Below are 17,643 nucleotides of genomic sequence, written 5' to 3' on the forward strand. Positions count from 1 at the left end.
GGGTCAGGATTTGAGGTAGCCGTTGGCGGCCAGAAAGCTTTCGGTAATGTTACTGGAAGTCGGCTCGGCGGCCTTGTCACCCAGCAACAGGCGCTCCAGGTAACGGGCCAGCAAGTCCACTTCCAGATTCACCCGGCGACCCGGCTGGTACGACGCCATGATGGTTTCGCTCAGGGTGTGCGGAATGATCGTCAGCAAGAACTCGGCGCCATCGACCGCGTTCACGGTCAGGCTGGTGCCGTCGACGGTGATCGAGCCTTTGTGGGCGATGTACTTGGCCAGTTCTTTCGGTGCACGGATGCGGAATTCCACGGCGCGTGCGTTCTCGGTGCGGGCAACCACTTCGCCCACGCCATCGACGTGACCGCTGACCAGGTGCCCGCCGAGGCGAGTGGTCGGGGTCAGGGCTTTTTCCAGATTGACCGGGCTGCCGCTTTTCAGGTCGTTCATGGCGGTGCAGTCGAGGGTTTCGCGACTGACGTCCGCGGCAAAACCGTTGCCTGGCAGCTCAACGGCCGTCAGGCACACGCCGTTGACCGCAATGCTGTCGCCCAGTTTGACGTCGCTCAGATCGAGCTTGCCGGTTTCTACATGGACCCGCACATCTCCGCCTTTTGGGGTCAATGCACGAATACTGCCGATGGATTCGATGATGCCGGTAAACATGAAGTCCTCCTCGAGAACAGGGCCGTCGCGTGGCGCAGGCCCGGAATTATACGCTCGCCGTCGGCGCAGGAATGGCAATGACTCGCCAGTCATCGCCAACCGCGCGGATTTCAGTGATTTTGAGCTCGGGCGCGTCTTTCATCTGCGCCAGTGGCCAGTCCAGCAACGGGCGCGCTGACGAGCCCAGGAACTTGCCGGCGATGAAGATCTGGAATTCGTCCACCAGACCTTGCTGGGCAAAGGCCCCGGCCAGACGCGGACCGGCCTCGACCAGCACTTCGTTGACGCCGCGATTGGCCAGTTCGACCAGCAACTTGCGCAGGTCAACCAAGCCATCGTCGCCGGCCACAATCAGGCATTCCGGGCCGTTGGCGTATTGTTCTTCAATCGCCATGCAGGTGGCGACCAGCGCCGGGCCGGCCTTGAAGAATGGCGCATCCAGCGGCACGCGCAGGCGGCCATCTATTAAAACGCGCAGCGGCGGACGGCTCATTGCCAATGCGGTTTGCTCGGCGTCCAGCCCCAACTCGTCAGCGCGCACGGTCAAACGGGCGTTATCCGCCAGCACGGTGTCGGCGCCGGTCAGCACCACGCTGGCCTGGGCGCGCAGGCGTTGTACCGCCGAACGTGCGGCCGGGCCGGTGATCCATTGGCTCTCGCCGCTTTCCATCGCCGTGCGACCGTCGAGGCTCATGGCCAACTTGACCCGCACGAACGGCAAGCCGTGTTCCATGCGCTTAAGAAAGCCTTGATTGAGCTTGCGTGCCTCACCTTCCAGCACACCGCTTTCGATGGCAATGCCGGCCTGAGCCAGACGCTGCATGCCACGGCCGGCCACCGACGGGTTCGGGTCCTGCATCGCCGCGACGACGCGTGCGAGGCCGGCATTCACCAGCGCATCGGCGCAAGGCGGCGTGCGGCCGTGGTGGCTGCACGGTTCGAGAGTCACGTAAGCGGTGGCCCCACGGGCCTTGTCGCCCGCAGCGCGCAGCGCGTGGACTTCGGCGTGGGGTTCGCCGGTGCGCTCGTGCCAGCCTTCGCCGACAATCTGCCCGTCCTTCACGATCACGCAGCCAACACGCGGGTTGGGATGCGTCGTGTAATGGCCTTTGCGCGCCAGTTCCAGGGCGCGCGCCATGTAATGGGCGTCGAGGATGGCAAGCTCTGTGGAGGTGGTCATTCTTTCACCGGCTCACGGGCCAGGCGATCGATCTCTTCGCGGAACTCGTTGAGGTCCTGGAAGCGCCGATACACGGAGGCGAAACGAATGTAGGCGACTTCATCGAGCTTTTGCAGCTCGGCCATCACCAGTTCACCGACCACGAGGGACTTGACCTCGCGCTCGCCGGTGGCGCGCAGCTTGTGTTTGATGTGCACCAGCGACGATTCGAGGCGCTCGACACTCACCGGGCGCTTCTCCAGCGCACGCTGCATGCCGGCGCGGAGTTTTTCTTCGTCGAACGGCTGGCGGCTGCCGTCGGTTTTGATCAGGCGCGGCAACACCAGTTCAGCGGTTTCGAACGTCGTGAAACGCTCGCCGCAGGCCAGGCATTCGCGCCGGCGGCGCACCTGTTCGCCCTCGGCGACCAGACGCGAGTCGATGACCTTGGTGTCGTTGGCACCGCAGAAGGGACAGTGCATGGTGGCAGGCAACAAAAAAAGGGAGGGCCATGGTAGCGCATCCCGGTGGCAAGACAAGCCATAGGGTTTGCGGTATACAGACTGGCTATAGAGAATGATCCATGGATTTCACCTTGCTGGAGCCGCAAATGTCACTCAGACCGCTCGTATTGCTCAGCCTTTTCAGCCTGTTGGTGGCCTGCAGCAGCGATGCACCCAAGCCCCAGCCGCCTACGCCCGGCCCCGCTCCACAGGCGGCGCAGAAAAAAGCCCGCGAGTCCGCCAACCTCGGTCCGCTGCCCGCTTATCAGCGTGAATTGAGCGGCACCTTGCAAGGCGTGCCGGCCGGTGCCGAAGTCGAATTGGCGCTGCTGGTGATCGATGAAAAGGATCGCCCGCAACAATTGCTCGCCAGCTCCAGCCTGATCGGCACCAATCAGGTATTGCCGTTTCACCTGCGCTTCAACCCGGATTCGTTTCCGGCCGGTGCCCGCGTGGAACTGCGAGGCCGCGCCAGCCAGTCCGGCCAGCTGATTCTGCACCTGCCGTCGCAAGTCATCACCCAGCCGACGACCCAGGCCCTGGGTCAACTGCAATTCGTCAAAGCGCCATGATTGCACCGCTCGACCTGCAACAGGCGTTGGGGGAGTTACTGGGCGATGCACAACTTGTCCCGGTCGCCTTGCCCGATACCGCCCTGAAACTCTGGCTGATCGACGGCGACAACATGGACCGCGCCTTCAGCCCGGAAGAAACCCGGCGGATCCTGCATGAACCGCCGTACTGGAGTTTCTGCTGGGCCAGCGGGTTGTCGATGGCCCGCTACCTCGCTGAATTCCCCGAGTGGGTCAAAGGCAAACGCGTGCTGGATTTTGGTGCCGGTTCCGGCGTCGCGGGGATTGCCGCGGTAAAGGCCGGGGCGCTGGAAGTGGTGGCGTGCGACCTGGACCCGCTGGCGATTGCCGCCTGTCGGGCGAATGCCGAACTCAATGAAGTGGAACTGAATTACTCGACGGACTTTTTCGCCGAGGCGGATCGCTTTGATCTGATCCTGGTGGCCGACGTGCTGTACGACCGGGAGAATCTGCCGCTGCTCGATGCGTTTTTGAGTCGCGGCCGTGAGGCACTGGTGGCGGATTCGCGGGTGAGGGATTTTCGTCATCCGTTGTATCAACGCATCGAAATGCTCGAAGCGATGACCTTGCCGGATCTGGCCGAGCCTGAAGAGTTTCGGTATGTGAGCCTGTATCACGCGCGGCGCGCTTAAAAGCTTCGCGGGCAAGCCTCGCTCCTACAGGTTTAGTGCCGCTCTTAATAACGACGCGGACCTGTAGGAGCGAGGCTTGCCCGCGAAGGCCATCTGTCAGACTGCGCACACTTTCAGCCACCCCCCGCCAAGCCGTATAGTTGCCCCATTCACGCTTTTACGAGATCCCCCATGAGTCAGCAAACGCCGTACATCTTCGACGCCACGACTGCCGATTTCGACCAGTCGGTGATCGAGAACTCTTTCCACAAACCGGTGCTGGTGGATTTCTGGGCCGAATGGTGTGCGCCCTGCAAAGTGCTGATGCCGATGCTGCAGACCATCGCCGAGAGCTATCAGGGCGAGTTGCTGCTGGCCAAGGTCAACTGCGATCTGGAACAAGACATCGTCGCTCGCTTCGGTATCCGCAGCTTGCCGACCGTGGTGTTGTTCAAGGATGGCCAGCCGGTGGACGGTTTTGCCGGTGCGCAGCCGGAATCCGCCGTCCGCGCCATGCTCGAACCTCACGTACAAATGCCGCCACCGGCGGCGGCTGATCCGTTTGAACAGGCTCAGGCGCTGTTTGACGAGAGCCGTTTCGCTGACGCAGAAGCCATTCTCAAAGTGCTGCTGGGCGAAGACAACACCAACGCCAAAGCGCTGATTCTGTATGCCCGTTGCCTGACTGAACGGGGTGAGCTGGGTGAAGCGCAAACCGTGCTCGACGCGGTGAAAAGCGATGAACACAAGGCCGCATTGGCCGGTGCAAAAGCGCAGATCCAGTTTCTCGGCCAGGCCAAGGACTTGCCGGATGCCGCCGACTTGAAGGCGCGCCTGGCGAAGAATCCGCAGGACGATGAAGCGGTGTATCAACTGGCGATCCAGCAACTGGCCCGTCAGCAGTACGACGCGGCGCTGGATGCGTTGCTCAAGCTGTTCGTGCGCAACCGCAGCTACAGCGAAGGCTTGCCGCACAAGACGTTGCTGCAAGTGTTCGAATTGCTGGGCAATGATCACCCGTTGGTGACCACGTATCGCCGCAAGTTGTTTGCTGCGCTGTACTGACAGACCGCGTTTTCGTTCATCGCCGGCAAGCCGGCTCCTACAGGATTTGCACGAACCTGTAGGAGCCGGCTTGCCGGCGATGGCGGCCGCAAAAACAACGCATTTCTACAGCCAGCGATACAGCGGCGTATCACCGCCACTCTCCACCTTCACCTCCGCGCTATGCCGCAACCGCACCAGCAGTCGCTTGCCCGACGCTGCGCTGCCAGTCAAACCTTCCAGTTGCTCCAGCAAATCCGGCCCGCTCAGTTGCCCGGCCTTGCGCAGCAGATCCTTTGCGACCTGCCACTGCGCATCATCCTGGTTCACCGGTTTGGCCGGCGTCGCACTGACCTCTGGCTTGACCACCTGCACCTGCGCTCCGAGCCGCGCCCAGTCAGCGTCATCCATCTCCAGGGTCAAATCCACCGGCCAGTCGCCGATGCTTCCGCGTATACGCAACATGGTTTCGCTCCCGCACATTTCTGACCTGCATGCTCCCATGGGACTTGTGCAACGCCAAGTAGCCGGTCAAACTCCTCGCACTTACGTTATAAGATTACATAACAAATTCTTCATTTTACTTTTCGGAGACCCGCCATGCGCCGTCTGCTGCTCGCTTTGCCGTTTGCCCTGTTGCCGCTGGCCATCGCCCATGCCGCCGATGAGCATGATCACGACCATGAACACGGCAGCCTCGGTGCCCACGAGCATGGTGTCGGTCGCCTGAACGCAGCGCTGGACGGTCAGACCCTGGAGCTGGAGCTGGAAAGCCCGGCGATGAACCTGGTGGGTTTCGAACACGCGGCCGCCAGCGACGCCGACAAAGCCAAAGTCGCCACCGCCCGTGCACAACTTGAAAAACCGCTGGCCCTGTTCAACCTGCCGAAAGCGGCGGGTTGCGTGGTCGCGACTCAGGAACTGGAAAGCCCGCTGTTCGGTGACAAGCCGGATGCCGATGATGATCATGACGACGATGCCAAAGACGAGCATCACCACGACCACAGCGAAATCCACGCTCACTACCAGTTCACCTGCGCGACGCCGGGCGCACTGAAAACCCTGGATCTGACAAACCTCTTCAACACGTTCCCGGCGACCCAGAAAATTCAGGTACAACTGATCAGCCCGAGCGGGCAGCAAGGGGTAGAAGTGACGGCCAAGGCGGCCGCCCTGAAATTCTGAACCCACCACCGCCCCCTGTAGGAGCGAGGCTTGCCCGCGAAGAGGTCGTCACATTCAACATTGATGTCGACTGGCAGTATGCCTTCGCGGGCAAGCCTCGCTCCTACAAGGGATTGGTGTTGCATGTGAAATTGAGACAACCCAATGAAACCGGTGTTATGACCCAAGCACTCATCGAACTGTCCGACCTGGGCTTCAGTTGGCCCGGTCACCCGCCGCTGCTGGACATCCCGGCCTTTCGCCTGGAACCGGGTGAAACCCTGTTCCTCAAAGGCCCCAGCGGCAGCGGCAAGACCACCCTGCTCGGCCTGCTCGGTGGCGTGCAAAAGCCCGATCGCGGCAGCATTCGCCTGCTCGGCCAGGAACTGACCGAACTCGGTGCCGGGGCGCGTGATCGCTTTCGCGTCGATCACACCGGCTACATCTTCCAGCAGTTCAACCTGCTGCCGTTTCTCTCGGTGCGCGAGAACGTCGAGCTGCCCTGCCACTTCTCCAGGCTGCGCGCCGAACGGGCGATCCAGCGTCATGGCAGCGTCGATCAGGCGGCGGCAACCTTGCTCGCTCATTTGGGTTTGAAGGATGAAAGCATCCTCGGTCGCCGCGCCGACTCGCTGTCCATCGGCCAACAGCAACGCGTCGCCGCCGCCCGTGCGTTGATCGGTCAGCCGGAGCTGGTGATCGCCGACGAACCGACTTCCGCGCTGGATTACGACGCCCGCGAAAACTTCATTCGCCTGTTGTTCGCCGAATGCCGCGAAGCCGGGTCGAGCCTGTTGTTCGTCAGTCACGACCAAAGCCTCGCGCCGCTGTTCGATCGCAACCTGTCGCTGGCCGAACTCAATCGCGCCGCCACGCCTGCAGAGGTTTGAGATGTATTTGTTTCGTCTAGCCATGGCCAGCCTGGCTAACCGCCGCTTCACCGCGATCCTCACCGCGTTCGCCATCGCCCTGTCGGTCTGCCTGCTGTTGGCCGTGGAACGCGTGCGCACCGAAGCCAAGGCCAGTTTTGCCAGCACCATCAGCGGCACCGACCTGATCGTCGGCGCCCGCTCCGGTTCAGTGAACCTGCTGCTGTACTCGGTGTTCCGCATCGGCAATGCCACCAACAACATCCGCTGGGACAGCTTCGAGCACTTCGCCAACAACCCGAAAGTGAAGTGGGCGATCCCGATGTCGCTGGGCGATTCCCATCGCGGGTATCGGGTGATGGGCACCACCGAGGCGTATTTCGAGCATTACCAGTACGGTCATCAACAGCACCTGGAACTGGCTGACGGTCGCGCCTTCGCCACCGATCCGTTCGAAGTGGTGCTCGGCGCCGAAGTGGCCGATGCACTGCACTACAAACTCGGCGATAAACTGGTGCTGGCCCACGGCGTGGCGGTGATCAGCCTGGTCAAGCACGACGACAAACCGTTCACCGTGGTCGGCATTCTCAAACGCACCGGCACGCCGGTGGACCGTACATTGCACATCAGCCTCGGTGGCATGGAAGCGATTCACATCGACTGGCACAACGGCGTGCCGGCGCGCGGCAACGGTCGGATCAGTGCTGATCAGGCACGCAACATGGACCTGACGCCGCAAGCGATCACCGCGTTCATGCTCGGCCTCAACAGCAAGATTTCGACCTTTGCCCTGCAGCGCGAAATCAACGAATTCCGTGGCGAACCGATGCTGGCGATCCTGCCGGGCGTGGCGCTGCAAGAGTTGTGGAGTTTGATGAGCACCGCAGAAAAAGCCTTGTTCGTGGTCTCGCTGTTTGTGGTGCTGACCGGGTTGATCGGCATGCTCACGGCGATCCTCACCAGCCTCAATGAACGTCGGCGCGAGATGGCGATTCTGCGTTCGGTGGGCGCGCGGCCATGGCACATCGCGACGTTGCTGGTGCTGGAGGCGTTCGCCCTGGCGCTGTCGGGCGTGATCGCCGGCGTGGCCCTGCTTTATGTGGGCATCGCCGCTGCGCAAGGTTACGTGCAGGCCAATTACGGTCTGTTTCTGCCGCTGGCGTGGCCCAGCGAATATGAATGGACGCTGCTCGGTGGCATCCTGATCGCCGCGCTGCTGATGGGCAGCGTGCCGGCGTGGCGCGCGTATCGCCAATCCCTGGCCGATGGCCTGTCGATCCGACTATGAGGACGTTAATGATGCCCCGCGCTTTGCTTGCGCTGTTGATGCTGGTTGCCTTGCCGCTGTGGGCCGCCGAGCCGAAAGAGCTGACCTGGTCGGAAATGATCCCGCCGGACGCCGCGCCGGAAGTGCCGAACATGACACCCCTGCACGACCTCTCGCAGATGGGCAGCGCGCTGTCCGCCGAGTCGGCGCCAGCCGCGAAACAGGACATGCCCAATGCACCGGTGGTGAAGAGCCTCGACGGCCAGAGCATCCGCCTGCCGGGCTACATCGTGCCGCTGGAAGTGAGTGAAGAAGGCCGCACTACAGAGTTTCTGCTGGTGCCGTATTTCGGCGCCTGCATCCATGTGCCGCCACCGCCGTCGAACCAGATCGTGCATGTCAAAAGCGAAGTCGGCGTGAAGCTGGACGAGCTGTATCAGCCTTATTGGATTGAGGGGGCGTTGCAGGTTAAAGCATCGACCAGTGAGTTGGCGGATGCGGGGTATCAGATGGAGGCGGACAAGATTTATATCTATGAATTGCCGGAGTGAATCCCGGTAGTCATGTGTTGTTTCAGTAGACGCCTTCGCGGGCAAGCCTCGCTCCTACAGGTTAGCGCCACACCTGTAGGAGCGAGGCTTGCCCGCGAAGGCATCCTCAAAGGTTCCGCAAAAAAACGTGCCATCACCGTTTCATTGAGCTGAGTCAAAAGACCGGACCAGACCGCTCCGTACCATTGGACATCGAACATTTTTAACGTCCTCTGGAGCCTCCATGCACAAGTCCTTGCTCAGCGCCTCGCTGTTTGCCCTCGCGCTCGCAGCCCCGCTCGCCCACGCCCACGAAGCCGGCGACATCCTCCTTCGTGCCGGTGCAATCACCGTCAACCCGAAAGCCGACAGCTCCGACGTCAAAGTCGATCAAGGCCCGCTGGCAGGTACCAATCTGGGTGGCAAGGCCACCATGAGCAGCGACACCCAACTGGGTCTGAACTTCGCTTACATGCTCAACAGCCACTGGGGCATCGAGCTGCTCGCGGCCACGCCATTCGAACATGACGTGAAGCTCAAAGGCACCGTGCTGGGCGCGGCCAACGGCAAACTCGGCAGCCTGAAACACCTGCCGCCGACCTTGAGCGTTGTCTACTACCCACTGGACGGCAAGTCTGCATTCCAACCGTACGTTGGCGCCGGTATCAACTACACCTGGATCTACGACGAGCACGTCGGCAGCGAGGCCAGCGCCAATGGCTTCAGCAACTTCAAGGCAGACAACTCCTGGGGCATGGCGTTTCAGGTCGGTGCCGACTACATGATCACCGACAACATCATGCTCAACGCCCAAGTGCGTTACATCGACATCGATACCACCGCCACCGTGGAAAACAACGCCGTGGCACAAGGCACCCGTGCCAAGGTCGATGTCGACGTGGACCCGTTCATCTACATGGTGGGCCTGGGTTACAAGTTCTAACGAGCAAACATGTGGTGGTGTTTGAACGCTGGCAATGAAGGTGAAAAAACCTGTGGGAGCGAGCCTGCTCGCGATTACGGTCTATCAGTCGACATAGATGTTGACTGATCTGCCGTTATCGCGAGCAGGCTCGCTCCCACAGTAGTTTGCGGTGTTCGAAAGTCTTAGCTGATCACAGTGTTCTAACGACCGAGCAACCGCGCCAGGCCGACACTCATCGGCGTCTGAGCCGGGCAGGAAAACCGCTCCAGCAGTCGCTGATTGTTCGCCCGCGAATGGCGGATATCACCCGAACGCGCCGGGCCGTAGCTCACTGGCGGCAGTTCACCGACCGCCACTTTCAACGCTTCCAGCATTTGCTTGAGCGTGGTTGCCTGGTTCCAGCCGACATTGACCGCGCCGACTTCAACCTGCGGTTTTTCGATGGCTTGCACCAGCACGTCGACCAGATCTTCGACGTAAACAAAATCCCGCGTCTGCTCACCATCGCCAAACACGGTGATCGGCAGGCCGTTTTGCGCGCGCTCGCTGAAAATGCTGATCACCCCGGAGTACGGCGAGGACGGATCCTGGCGCGGGCCGAAGATGTTGAAGAAGCGGAAAATCACCGGTTCCAGCGCATGCTGGCGACGGTAGAAATCAAAGTAATGTTCACTGGCCAACTTGTCTGACGCATACGGCGTCAGCGGTTCCTTGGGCGTGTCTTCGTCGATCGACTGGCCTTCGCCATTGTTGCCGTAGACCGCTGCGCTGGAGGCAAACAGCACACGTTTGACGCCGCTCTGGCGCATGGCTTCGCAGACATTCAGCGAACCGATGAAATTGCTCTGGTGAGTCTTCACCGGATCATCCACCGAAGCCTGCACCGACGCCACGGCCGCCAGATGCGCGACCGCACTGCAACCGACCATTGCGCGAGCAACCAGGGCGGCATCGGCGACGTCGCCGACTATCAGCTCGACGCGAGGATTATCCAGCGCCAGGTTGCTGCGTTTGCCGGTGGACAGGTCGTCGAGAATCCGTACCGAATGGCCCTTGGCGAGCAAGGCGTCGGTCAGGTGCGAGCCGATGAAGCCCGCGCCGCCGGTGATTAAAACAGGGCCGTCAGCCATGGCGATAGAACCTGTCCAGTAAGCCAGGGAGTGCCGCACGCCAGGCGCGGGGCTTGATCCCGAAGGTGTGAAGGATTTTCTTGCAGGCCAGCACCGCGTGTTGCGGCTCTTCGGCAGCGTCCGGACGTGCGGCGTGAGCCTGGGCGGTCGGTGCTTCGATGGCCAGCGGATGCAATGCGCGGGCTTCGGTGAGAATCGCCTGCCCCAGCGCCAGCGGCGTGGTCGCCTCGTGCCCGGCGTAGTGGTAGGTGCCCCACAGTGGCGCCGCGCAATCGAGTTGCTTGAGCACCGAAATGATCACCCGGGCCGCGTCGTCGACCGGCGTCGGGTTGCCGCGACGGTCATCGGCCATCAACAGTTCTTCCGGTTTTTCGGCACGGGACAGGAAACGCCCGAGGGTGCCGTCGGGGCTGTCATCGAGCAGCCAGCCGAACCGCAGCAGCACATGCTGCGGGCAGGTCGCGCGCACGCTTTGCTCGATGCGCCACAAGGCCTGACCACGCAGGCCCAGCGGCACCGGCTCGTCTTTTTCGCTGTAGGCGGTCGCCCGCGAGCCGTCGAACACCCGATAGCTCGAGGGTTGCAGCAGAACGATGTTGTGATGCTGGCACAGTTCGGCCAGACGCTCGATTGCACGCTCTTGCCCGGCCAGACGCGATTCGCTGACCGTCTCCGCCTGGAACCAGTCGAAGTAGTAGGCGAGGTTGATCAACGCGTCCGGGCGCGTGTCGTCGAGCAGTTGCGTCAGGCTCGCGGCATCCCAGCCGTCTTGCGGTGGGCGGGGGGCGAGGAAACCGATGTCTTCCTCCGCACCGAGGCGAATCAGCGCCTGCCCAAGGGCATTTCCGCCGCCCAGTAACATAAGGCGCATTCGCATAGAGTCAGCAGGCCCAGTCTGATTGGATCAATGGCTTTATCGGCACCGCTCGCGGGCAGTGCCGTCGATAGTTGCCGGAATCGTTGCATTTTGCGGGTTTAGTGCGCAACCGTCATCCGTAAAGTGTAGATCTCCGGGATTTGTGGTGCTGCTGATGGCCTCTTCGCGGGCAAGCCTCGCTCCTACAAGGCCACGCGTGAAACCTGTAGGAGCGAGCGGGCGGCGATCCGACTTGCCCGCGAAGAGGCCCTGAAGGCCAGCAAAGGTCTTGAGCGGTACTTGCATCTTCCTCACCCCACCCGCATAAATTACTCCATGAATCTGCCCATCCCCACGGACGCGGCCATGGCAGGCTTCCACCCCGCCGTCAGCGCCTGGTTCAGCAGCACCTTCCCGACGGTCACCGCCGCCCAGGCCCGGGCGTGGCCGCTGATCCGTCAGCGCCGTTCGACCCTGATCGCCGCGCCCACCGGCTCCGGCAAAACCCTCACCGCGTTTCTCGCCGTCATCGACGATCTGGTTCACCGTGGCCTGGAAACCGCAGACGGGCTGCCCAACGAAACACTGGTGGTCTACGTCTCGCCGCTCAAAGCCTTGTCCAACGACATCCAGATCAACCTGCAAAACCCGCTGGCCGGCATCACTGAACAGTTACGTGCGCTGGGCCTGCCCGAGTTGCAGATCAACACCGCCGTGCGCACCGGCGACACGCCGCAAAAAGAACGCTCAGCGATGCGCAAGACCGCGCCGCACATTCTGGTGACCACCCCGGAGTCCCTTTACGTGCTGCTCGGCTCTGACTCCGGCCGGCAAATGCTCGGCACCACGCGCACGGTGATCGTCGATGAGATCCACGCCATCGCTGCCAGCAAACGCGGCAGCCATCTGGCCCTGAGTCTGGAGCGTTTGCAGGCGTTATGCGCAGCACCGTTGATGCGCATCGGCCTGTCCGCCACGCAAAAACCCATCGAAGCAGTTTCACGCTTTCTGGTCGGTCGTGATCGCGCATGCGAAATCATCGACATCGGCCACGCCCGTCCAAGGGATCTAGGCATCGAAGTACCGCCGGTGCCGCTGTCGGCGGTGATGGCCAACGATGTGTGGGAATTGGTCTACGACCGCCTCGCCGTCCTCGCCCGCGAACACCGCACCACACTGATTTTCGTCAACACCCGGCGGCTGGCCGAACGCCTGAGCCGGCATTTGAGCGAACGTCTCGGCAAGGAAGCAGTCGCCGCCCACCACGGCAGCCTGGCCAAGGAGTTTCGCCTCGATGCCGAACAGCGCCTCAAGTGCGGCGACCTGCAAGTGCTGATCGCCACGGCGTCGCTGGAACTGGGGATCGACATCGGCGATGTCGATCTGGTCTGTCAGATCTCATCGCCGCGTTCGATTGCCGGATTCCTGCAACGGGTCGGCCGCTCCGGCCACCAGGTCGGCGGCACGCCCAAGGGCCGATTGTTCGCCACCACCCGCGACGATTTGATCGAATGCACCGCCCTGCTCGACTGCGTGCGCCGGGGTGAACTCGACACCTTGCAGATTCCTCAAGCGCCGCTGGACGTACTGGCCCAGCAGATCATCGCCGAGGTCAGTTGCCAGGAATGGCCGGAGCACGCGCTGCTGGAGATGTTCCGCAATGCTTCGCCCTATGCTGACCTCGACGAAAAACATTATCAGGCGCTGCTGCAGATGCTCGCCGAAGGCTACAACGGTCGCCAGGGTATCCGCAGCGCGTACCTGCACCGCGACGCCGTGACGCGTACGTTGCGCGGTCGGCGCGGCAGCAAACTGACCGCCGTGACCAGCGGCGGCACCATCCCGGACAACGCCGACTACAGCGTGCTGCTGGAACCGCAAGGGCTGAACATCGGCAGCGTCAACGAAGACTTCGCCGTGGAAAGCATCGCCGGTGATGTCTTTCAGTTGGGCAACACCTCGTACCGAATCCTGCGGGTCGAAACCGGCAAGGTCCGGGTCGAAGATGCGCACGGCCAGCCGCCGACCATTCCGTTCTGGCTCGGCGAAGCGCCGGGGCGCAGCGCGGAGTTGTCCTTCGCCGTGGCGCGCCTGCAAGCGCAACTCGACGACCTGCTCGGCACCACGCCCGGCAACTTGCAACCAGCCCTCGACTGGCTGACCGAAACCCTCGGCCTGAACCTCGACAGCGCCGGACAACTGGTGGATTACCTCGCCCGCGCACGCCTGACATTGGGCGCCCTGCCCTCGCAGGACACGCTGTTGATGGAGCGCTTTTTCGATGAGTCCGGCGGCACGCAACTGATCATCCACACGCCCTTCGGCAGCCGCATCAACCGCGCCTGGGGCCTGGCCCTGCGCAAGCGTTTCTGCCGCACCTTCAACTTCGAATTGCAGGCTGCCGCCAGCGAAGATGCGATCGTGTTGTCGCTGTCCACCAGCCACAGCTTTGAGCTCGATGAGGTCTGGCGCTACCTGCACAGCAACAGCGCCGAACACCTGCTGATTCAAGCGGTGCTCGATGCGCCGCTGTTCGGCGTGCGCTGGCGCTGGAATGCCGGCGTCGCATTGGCGTTGCCGCGTTACAGCGGCGGGCGCAAAGTCCCCCCGCAGATTCAGCGGATGAAAAGCGAAGACCTGATCGCCAGCGTGTTTCCCGACCAGATCGCCTGCGTGGAACACCTCGCCGGCGAACGGGAGATTCCCGATCATCCACTGGTGGAACAGACCCTCGACGATTGCCTCCACGAAGCCATGGACTGCGAAGGCTGGCTGACGTTGTTGCGGCGCATGGAACGCGGCGACGTTCGTCTGATCAGCCGCGACCTGCCAGCGCCTTCGCCACTGGCCGCCGAAATACTCAGCGCCCGGCCTTACACCTTTCTTGACGACGCGCCGCTGGAAGAGCGCCGCACCCAAGCCGTGCTCAACCGGCGCTGGACCGATCCGCAGTCCACCGACGACCTCGGCGCGCTGGATGCCGAGGCCATTCAAGCGGTGCGCGATGAGGCCTGGCCGACGCCGACCAATGCCGATGAAATGCACGAGACGTTGATGAGCCTCGCGTGCATCGCCGATGCCGAGGCGCAGGCCAATGCGCAGTGGATTGATTGGTTGAATGCCCTTGCCGAGAGCGGTCGCGCCAGTCGTTTGCAGATCGATGCCGGGCAATTGCTGTGGCTGGCGGTGGAACGGCTGACGTGCCTGCGCGCCATTTATCCACAGGCAAATTTTTCGCCACCGCTGGAGGCGCTACCCGGTTTTGATGAAGCCTGGGAGTCGGACGAAGCGGTGCTGGAAGTCATCCGCGCACGGCTCAGTGCTTTTGGTCCGTTGCCGCTGAGCGCGATTGCCAAACCTCTGGGATTACCTGCGACTCACGTCAACCAGGCACTCGCGCAACTGGAGCGCGAAGGGTATGTGCTGCGCGGCCACTTTACCCCCGGCGCCGATCAGGAAGAATGGTGCGAGCGGCATCTGCTGGCGCGAATTCATCGCTACACGGTCAAGCGTCTGCGGCGAGAAATCGAGCCGGTGGCGCTGCAGGATTTCATGCGATTCCTGTTCGACTGGCAGCATCTTTCTGCCTCGACTCAAGGCCAGGGCAATGCGGTGCTGCCCGCCATCGTCGCTCAGTTCGAAGGCTATCCCGCCGCCGCTTCAGCCTGGGACAGCGACATTCTTGCGGCACGGATCAAAGGCTATTCGGCGAGTTGGCTGGATGACCTGTGCCGTAGCGGCAAACTGGTCTGGACCCGCCTGACCGCACACAACAAAAGCGTCAGCACGGCGCTGCGCAGCACGCCGATTGTGTTGCTGCCGCGCAGCCAGGTCGGGTTGTGGAGCGGTCTGACCGAACAGACACCGGTCAGCGACCTGTCACCCAAAACCCAAAAGGTTTACCAAGCCCTCAGCCAACATGGCGCGCTGTTTTTCGATGAGTTGATTCACGAGGCGCATCTGCTGCGCTCGGAGCTGGAAATCGCCTTGCAGGAACTGGTCGGCGCCGGGCTGGTGAACGCCGACAGTTTTGCCGGTTTGCGGGCGCTGATCACGCCGGCCAGTAAACGGCAGAATCGCAGCAGCCGACGCGGACGCGGGGCGTTTATCGGAGGCATGGATGACGCCGGACGCTGGGCCTTGCTTCGACGCGGGGCGCCAGCGCCGGTGGTGGATAACAAACATACAACGCCGAGCGACACCCTGGAACACATCGCCATGACCTTGCTGCGCCGCTACGGCGTGGTGTTCTGGCGCCTGCTGGAACGCGAAGCAGACTGGTTGCCGAACTGGCGCGAATTGCTGCGCACGTTCCATCGGCTGGAGGCTCGCGGCGAGATTCGCGGCGGGCGGTTTGTCAGTGGTTTGGCCGGTGAACAGTTCGCCTTGCCCGAGGCGATTCCGTTACTGCGCGAAGTGCGGCGGCGGGCGCATGACGGGAGTCTGATTGCCGTGTGCGGGGTTGATCCGCTGAACCTCGCCGGCACGCTTTTACCCGGAGTGAAAGTACCGGCACTGACGAGTAATCGGTTGGTGTACCGCGATGGTTTGCCGGTGGCTGCCGAGATCGCTGGCCAGCAGGTTTTCTGGATGGAATCGACGAGTGAAATACGCAACAAGCTGATCCGGCATTGATGCTGTCCGGGCCGGCCTCTTCGCTGGCAAGCCAGCTCCTACAGGTCCGGTGCCACATAAAAACCCTGGATTACACACAACCCTTGTAGGAGCCGGCTTGCTGGCGATGAGGCCCTCGAGAACGGCGGCGTATATGAGGCCGCCTTCGCCAGCAAGCCGGCTCCTACAAGGGACCGTGTGTTTCTGTGGGAGTGATATTTGCGCTCAGGGCAAATATCAAATGCCAATACCTCTATTTTTCCGCACAACCCAATCCCCGACACTGCGCTCCATCAATCAACCCACCGGAGTTGCAGCCATGCCCATTGCCTTGCTCGCGCTGACCCTCAGCGCCTTCGCCATCGGGACGACCGAGTTCGTCATCGTTGGCCTGTTACCCACTATCGGCGCCGACCTCGGCGTCAGCCTGCCGTCCGCCGGCCTGCTGGTCAGCCTCTATGCCCTGGGCGTTGCCATCGGTGCCCCGGTGCTGACCGCCCTCACCGGCAAAGTCCCGCGCAAAATGCTGCTGTTGTCGCTGATGGTGCTGTTCACCCTTGGCAACCTGCTGGCGTGGAAAGCGCCGAGCTACGAATCGCTGATCATTGCGCGAATCGTCACCGGCCTGGCCCACGGGGTGTTTTTCTCGATTGGCTCGACCATCGCTACCAGCCTGGTGCCGAAGGAAAAAGCCGCCAGCGCGATTGCGATCATGTTCACTGGTCTGACGGTGGCGCTGGTCACCGGCGTACCGTTGGGGACGTTCATCGGTCAGCATTTCGGCTGGCGTGAAACCTTCCTCGCTGTCTCTGCTTTGGGTGTGATTGCGTTCATCGGCAGCCTGCTCTACGTGCCGAAAAACATCACCCACAGCAAACCGGCTTCGCTGCTGGAGCAGTTGCGGGTCCTTAAACAACCACGCCTGTTGCTGGTGTATGCCATGACGGCAGTCGGTTACGGCGGTTCGTTCATCGCCTTCACGTTCCTTGCACCGATTCTTCAAGACATCTCTGGTTTCAGCGCCGGCACCGTCAGCCTGGTGTTGCTGGTGTACGGCATCTCGGTGGCCGTCGGTAATATCTGGGGCGGCAAACTGGCCGACAAACGCGGCCCGATCAAAGCCCTGAAAATCATCTTCGCCCTGCTCGCTGCTGTGTTGTTCGTGCTGACCTTCACCGCCGGCAACCCGTGGCTGGCGCTGGCCACCGTGCTGGTCTGGGGCGCGGTCGCTTTCGGCAACGTGCCTGGCTTGCAGGTGTATGTGGTGCGCCAGGCCGAACATCACACGCCGAATGCGGTGGACGTGGCTTCCGGCCTGAACATCGCGGCGTTCAACCTCGGCATTGCCGGTGGCGCGTGGGGCGGTGGTTTGATCGTCGCCCACATGGGCCTGATCCATACCGCGTGGATCGGTGGTCTGGTGGTGTTGGTGGCGCTGGCGCTGACCGCATGGAGCGGTCGCCTCGATCGCCTCGGCCCGGTGTACGCCGCGGGTTCAACCCGCATAGTCGCCGGTCACTGATTACCCTTGTAGGAGCCGGCTTGCTGGCGATCGCGGTGGCACATTCAACATGGATGTGACTGACACACCGCTATCGCCAGCAAGCCGGCTCCTACAGGTCCGTGTGTCCATTCAAGGTTTGTACCGTCTGTAGTCCCGTCGAAACTTTCTCGCTTGCCCCGCAGTCATCAAAAGACAGGGGCAACCGGGG

Annotated in this window: 16 protein-coding genes; 10 read left to right on the plus strand and 6 right to left on the minus strand. The window is 62.2% G+C overall.

The features are described 5' to 3' along the window. Positions 1-3 precede the first annotated feature (3 nt). The 3 genes from IB245_RS16320 to nrdR are packed head-to-tail and all read right to left on the minus strand — an operon-like array spanning position 4 to position 2,307. Positions 4-666, minus strand: coding sequence for a riboflavin synthase (locus IB245_RS16320; protein ID WP_008033746.1), 663 nt, complete (start codon positions 664-666; stop codon positions 4-6). 46 nt (positions 667-712) lie between these two features. Next, complete coding sequence (ribD, locus tag IB245_RS16325; protein ID WP_192228073.1) at positions 713-1,846, minus strand: bifunctional diaminohydroxyphosphoribosylaminopyrimidine deaminase/5-amino-6-(5-phosphoribosylamino)uracil reductase RibD; 1,134 nt, start codon at positions 1,844-1,846, stop codon at positions 713-715. Further along, a complete protein-coding gene (nrdR, locus tag IB245_RS16330; RefSeq protein ID WP_003228656.1) occupies positions 1,843-2,307 on the minus strand; it encodes a transcriptional regulator NrdR in 465 nt (154 codons plus the stop codon). The genes ribD and nrdR overlap by 4 nt, the downstream gene beginning before the upstream one ends. 128 nt (positions 2,308-2,435) lie before the next feature. Here nrdR and IB245_RS16335 point away from each other — a divergent pair, with 128 nt between their 5' ends. From IB245_RS16335 to trxA, 3 genes are all read left to right on the plus strand, one after another. Beyond that, positions 2,436-2,900, plus strand: a complete 465-nt coding sequence (locus IB245_RS16335) for a YbaY family lipoprotein (RefSeq protein WP_032832770.1) — start codon at positions 2,436-2,438, stop codon at positions 2,898-2,900. Further along, on the plus strand, positions 2,897-3,553 hold the full coding sequence (locus tag IB245_RS16340; protein WP_192228074.1) for a class I SAM-dependent methyltransferase: 657 nt from the start codon (positions 2,897-2,899) through the stop codon (positions 3,551-3,553). Before IB245_RS16335 ends, IB245_RS16340 begins: the two co-directional genes overlap by 4 nt. A 171-nt stretch (positions 3,554-3,724) precedes the next feature. Then, on the plus strand, positions 3,725-4,597 hold the full coding sequence (gene trxA, locus IB245_RS16345; protein WP_192228075.1) for a thioredoxin: 873 nt from the start codon (positions 3,725-3,727) through the stop codon (positions 4,595-4,597). 105 nt (positions 4,598-4,702) lie between these two features. Here the strand turns inward: trxA and IB245_RS16350 are convergent, their stop codons facing one another. After that, on the minus strand, positions 4,703-5,041 hold the full coding sequence (locus IB245_RS16350; protein WP_192228076.1) for a hypothetical protein: 339 nt from the start codon (positions 5,039-5,041) through the stop codon (positions 4,703-4,705). A gap of 135 nt (positions 5,042-5,176) precedes the next feature. Between IB245_RS16350 and IB245_RS16355 the strand changes: the two genes are divergently transcribed. The 5 genes from IB245_RS16355 to IB245_RS16375 all read left to right on the plus strand — a co-directional run bounded on the left by IB245_RS16355 (position 5,177) and on the right by IB245_RS16375 (position 9,349). Continuing rightward, positions 5,177-5,761: a DUF2796 domain-containing protein gene (locus IB245_RS16355; RefSeq protein WP_192228077.1), complete on the plus strand. Its 585-nt coding sequence runs from the start codon at positions 5,177-5,179 to the stop codon at positions 5,759-5,761. Positions 5,762-5,919: 158 nt separating this feature from the next. Then, entirely contained in the window at positions 5,920-6,630 is a 711-nt protein-coding gene (locus tag IB245_RS16360; protein ID WP_008033756.1) for an ABC transporter ATP-binding protein, read from the plus strand. 1 nt (position 6,631) lies between these two features. Next, entirely contained in the window at positions 6,632-7,897 is a 1,266-nt protein-coding gene (locus tag IB245_RS16365) for an ABC transporter permease (RefSeq protein ID WP_008033758.1), read from the plus strand. Between the two features lie 11 nt (positions 7,898-7,908). Beyond that, positions 7,909-8,427, plus strand: a complete 519-nt coding sequence (locus tag IB245_RS16370) for a DUF3299 domain-containing protein (protein WP_032829112.1) — start codon at positions 7,909-7,911, stop codon at positions 8,425-8,427. Positions 8,428-8,650: 223 nt separating this feature from the next. After that, complete coding sequence (locus IB245_RS16375) at positions 8,651-9,349, plus strand: OmpW/AlkL family protein (RefSeq protein WP_008042936.1); 699 nt, start codon at positions 8,651-8,653, stop codon at positions 9,347-9,349. Positions 9,350-9,531: 182 nt separating this feature from the next. Here the strand turns inward: IB245_RS16375 and IB245_RS16380 are convergent, their stop codons facing one another. Further along, complete coding sequence (locus IB245_RS16380) at positions 9,532-10,461, minus strand: NAD-dependent epimerase/dehydratase family protein (protein ID WP_192228078.1); 930 nt, start codon at positions 10,459-10,461, stop codon at positions 9,532-9,534. Beyond that, positions 10,454-11,338: a sugar nucleotide-binding protein gene (locus IB245_RS16385; RefSeq protein ID WP_032829110.1), complete on the minus strand. Its 885-nt coding sequence runs from the start codon at positions 11,336-11,338 to the stop codon at positions 10,454-10,456. Before IB245_RS16385 ends, IB245_RS16380 begins: the two co-directional genes overlap by 8 nt. Before the next feature lie 315 nt (positions 11,339-11,653). Here IB245_RS16385 and IB245_RS16390 point away from each other — a divergent pair, with 315 nt between their 5' ends. Together IB245_RS16390 and IB245_RS16395 are read left to right on the plus strand one after the other, a co-directional pair. Continuing rightward, entirely contained in the window at positions 11,654-15,952 is a 4,299-nt protein-coding gene (locus IB245_RS16390) for a DEAD/DEAH box helicase (protein WP_192228079.1), read from the plus strand. A gap of 298 nt (positions 15,953-16,250) precedes the next feature. Next, the gene (locus IB245_RS16395; protein ID WP_192228080.1) at positions 16,251-17,453 is read left to right on the plus strand and encodes an MFS transporter; all 1,203 of its coding nucleotides are present in this window, start codon (positions 16,251-16,253) and stop codon (positions 17,451-17,453) included. Positions 17,454-17,643: the final 190 nt, after the last annotated feature.

The sequence above is a fragment of the Pseudomonas sp. PDM02 genome (assembly GCF_014852285.1).
In the GTDB taxonomy this organism is placed as follows: Bacteria; Pseudomonadota; Gammaproteobacteria; order Pseudomonadales; family Pseudomonadaceae; genus Aquipseudomonas; species Aquipseudomonas migulae.